The organism is Williamsia sp. (assembly GCF_016462415.1).
In the GTDB taxonomy this organism is placed as follows: Bacteria; Actinomycetota; Actinomycetes; order Mycobacteriales; family Mycobacteriaceae; genus Williamsia_A.
Window position 1 is genome coordinate 31,672 of the sequence record NZ_JAEMTF010000046.1, and the last position, 3,837, is coordinate 35,508.

Annotated in this window: 3 protein-coding genes; all 3 read right to left on the minus strand. The window is 67.6% G+C overall.

The genetic code is table 11. The annotated features are described in order from the left end of the window. Window positions 1-1,790 (minus strand): MMPL family transporter (locus JHC79_RS12860; RefSeq protein WP_296391349.1); only part of this gene is annotated, 1,790 nt, incomplete at its 3' end. A 56-nt stretch (window positions 1,791-1,846) separates the two neighbouring features. Next, on the minus strand, window positions 1,847-2,986 hold the full coding sequence (locus JHC79_RS12865; protein WP_296391341.1) for a DUF5995 family protein: 1,140 nt from the start codon (window positions 2,984-2,986) through the stop codon (window positions 1,847-1,849). A gap of 77 nt (window positions 2,987-3,063) precedes the next feature. Next, complete coding sequence (locus JHC79_RS12870) at window positions 3,064-3,696, minus strand: TetR/AcrR family transcriptional regulator (protein ID WP_296391343.1); 633 nt, start codon at window positions 3,694-3,696, stop codon at window positions 3,064-3,066. Window positions 3,697-3,837 lie beyond the last annotated feature (141 nt).

The following is a 3,837-nucleotide window of genomic DNA, read 5'->3' on the forward strand; positions in this document are numbered from 1 at the left end:
CCGTCCTGGAAGATCCACACCATCGCACCGAACGTCGCGCTGAGAGAGAACGCGTTGAGCACCAACGCCTTCAGCGGCAGCAGGACACTGCCGCTGAGCAGGAACAGCAGGATGAAGGTGGTCACGGCGATCAGCCCGAGCACCAGCGGGAGCCGGTCGACGATGGCGTCGACGTTGTCACGGTTCTGCTGGGCCAATCCGGTGAACAGCACCTGCGTCCCGCCGGGTGTCGGCACCGCACGCAGTGCGTCGAGCTGGTCGGCCCCCTTGCGCGACAACGGATCCAGAGATGTCGCGATGGTGACGAACTGCGCGCGGTCGACGCTCGCGCCCGGGTCGCCGCGGTCGAACTGCTGGCCGTCGACGAAGGCGGCCTGCGCGGTCGTCACCCCGTTGACATCGGCAATCCGTGACATCGTGTCGGCATAGGCGGCGACGGCCGAATCGGCCGCGGCGTCGCCGCCGACGTCGGGCAGTACGGCCGTGATCGACACACTCGCGTTCTGCGGGAAAGCCTCTCGTAGCTGCGACCCGATCTGGTACGACGACGCCGAGGCGGGCAGGACCCGTTCGTCGGGGAACCCCACCTTCATCCCGAAGAAGGGGGCACCGAGCAACAGCAGGAAAGCGATGATCGACACCCCGACCACGATGTGGTGTCGGAAGACGAATTTCGTCGACCGGTAGAACGCGGAGTCCTCCGGGGCGGTGGCCACCGGTGGTGGTTTGCGCAGCAGTCGACGGATCGGGCGGCGGACGTCGAGCGCGTCGACACGATCGCCGAGCGCGAACAGGATCGCCGGGGTCACGATGAGCGCGGCGGCGGCCGCGACGACGATCACACCGATGCCCGCGTAGGCGAACGATCGCAGGAAGTACATGGGGAAGATGGCCATGGCGCACAACGACAACCCCACCGTGACCGCCGAGAACAACACCGTTCGACCCGCGGTGCTGATCGTACGGATCAAGGCGTTCTCACGACTCCGGCCCGCGGCCAGCTCCTCGCGGTACCGGCTGATGATGAGCAGGGTGTAATCGATGGCCAGGGCCAGTCCGAGCGCGGTGGCCAGGTTCAAGGCGAAGACGGACACGTCGGTGAACAACGTCATCATCCGCAGGATCGCAGCCGCACCGATGATGGCGATCAGACCGATGACCACGGGGATGGCGGCCGCGACGAGCCCGCCGAACACCCAGATCAACAGGCAGAAACTGATGGGGATGGCGATGGCTTCGGCGATGGCGAGGTCGCGTGAGGTCTGGTCGTTGATCTGTTGGTAGACCAGGGCCTCTCCGCCCACGGTCACGGTGATCCCCGAGCGGACCCCGGCGAACTCGTCGTCGATGGCCTGCGCGTGCAGGGCCCCGTCACGTTCGCCGCCCGACACGGTGAAGACGATCAGACCGGTCGACCCCTCGGTGCTCTGCAAGGCGGGCGCCAGATCGGAGTTGCGCCACAACGACAGCACCGGTTGCTGGACGAACGTCTCGGTCTCCAGGGTGTCGGTGATCTGGCGTGCGACTCCGATGGCCGTCGGGTCCTGGGAGATGTCGTCATCGGTGGGGAGTCGGAGCGCGATGACCACCTGGAGGCCGCCGCGGTTGAACGTCTCACCGAGTTGCGCACCGGCGCGGGCGGATTCCGACGTGGGATCGCTGTAGCCACCGGCCGAGAGGGCCGACCCGACCCCGAAACCCAACGCCCCACAGACGACCATGATCGCCAGCGTGACGAGAAGGACCCGGCGCGGTGCGGCGATGACGCCCTTGGTCAGACGGGAGAGCATCGGGGTGCTCCTTCGGCGCCGACACGGGTGGACGGCGTCAAGTTAACACTGCGACGTCAGAAGGTCCGCCGGGCGATGTCGTAACCACGGTCGAACGCCCGCATCCGGTCCACCTCGATGTCGTAATAGACCCGTCGGACGACCATGTCGCGTAGCTCTGGCGACAGCAGCCGAGACAGCCGTAGCGAACGAGGGACGAGGTCGGCAGGCAACTCCGCGAGGAGCCGGTCGGCGCACGTACCGTGCAGGCTCGCCATCCGGATGAAGTCGGCCCGGAACTCCTTGTAGTGCCTGGTGTCGCGGTAGTTCACGTGCCACACCTCCGCGAGAGCCGCAGGGGTGTCTTCGGCGAGATGGGCCCGAGAACCCGCCCGGATACCGGCGAGCACTCCCCCGAAGGCCCGGTTCGGCGACGTCTCCTCGCACCGCGCCCACGCCGAACGCCACTTCTGGGAGATCGGGCCGCCGGTGCGGTAGGCGTGCAGATTCGACACGTACCGACGGTGCAGGTTCGACATCACGTGGAGCAGCCAGTCGGGATTCTCGATGACACGCGCGTCGATGAGCGCCAGTGCCTCCTCGTTCGCCAGCACGTGGCTCCGGGCCAGCCAGTACTTCGGGTCACCGGTCCGCGCGAACTCGTCGGCAATCAGTCGTTGGTGACCGAGCTGCCGGTCGACCTCGGGTCGCAGGACCGACGCCACCGAACGATGCGGCCGGGCCGGGCGCGAGCGCCGGGAGGGGGTCGGCGCGGGCGGCGGCATGAGCTTGGACTGTTCGGAGAGCCCGGCGAGGGACTTCTCCATCTCACGCCGCAGGGTCGGCGTCGCGATCTTCCCGAGCTTCGTCGTGAACGACACATCGACGGTCCATCGGACGGCGCACCCCGAGGGTGTCGGCTCGATATCGATGCGGCCGTGGTGATCTCGGAGCAGCGGGGCGCCCTTGTAGACCATGTAGTCGAGCCGGTGAGGCTCGTCGGCCACCGTCACCACCTCGTGCACCCGGGTGCGCAGCGGCGCGGAGATCTCCACCTCCCGCAGCGCCCCGGCACGATCACACCGGTCGTCCTCGCCGACATCCTCGACGTGGAACGGTGCCGCGGACCAGATGGTCTTCAGATCGGGATCGGTGAGCAGCCCCCAGGCCTGCTCGGCGCTACAGGCCAGCTGCGTGGCCACATCGATACGCGTCATGGCGCCTCACCGCAGACAGAGGTCGGTCGCGCGTACGAGAGGCACAAAAGACATGGTGTCTATTTCGTGGTCGGGAGTCAAGGGTCGGGGGATGGTTGCGCTCCCTGGAAGCCGGACCAGAGCAGGCTGGTCAGGTGGTCGACGAGTTCGTCGCGATCCATGGTGCGCTCGCGAACCCACCATCCCACAGTGACCGAGATCGCGCCGATCAGAGCACGCGCCCAGGGCCCGGCCGCACGGACATCGCTTCCCAGGGTCGCGAACCCCTGTTCCAGCAACGTCTCCAGGTATCCGGCGATCGCCGAGTGACCCACTCCTCGATGCATCTGCGGCATCAGAACCGGCGCCAGCGACGACTCGTTCTCGACCCACTCGACCAGGACCTCGACCGCCGCGCGCGTCGCCGCCTGCAGGTCGGGCGCGCCGGTGACCGCGGCGCCGAGGTGATGGGTGATCCGGGCTGTGTGTCGTCGCGTCAGCGACGCGATGAGGTCGCTCTTGTCGTCGAAGACCGCGTAGACGGCTGATCGCGTCAGGCCGGCGAGGTCGGCGACCTGACCGAGGCTGAACTCGTTGCCGCTCGCGCTGATCGCCGACTCGGCGGCGTCGAGGAGTGTTTCGCGCCGGGCGAGAAGGTCCACGCCGGGTCCCGGCGGGCGGCCGCGGGTGCGACGGACATCGTCGGGTCGACTCACCGCATCCGATGTCACGCCCGACAGTCTCTCACCTCGCCGGTGGGTCGATGGGCGACCGTGAGATTCTGGTTGTCGGCTACGCGAGATGCTGCGAGTCGAACGCCCCCATAGCCCAATTGGCAGAGGCAGCGGACTTAAAATCCGCCAAGTGTCGGT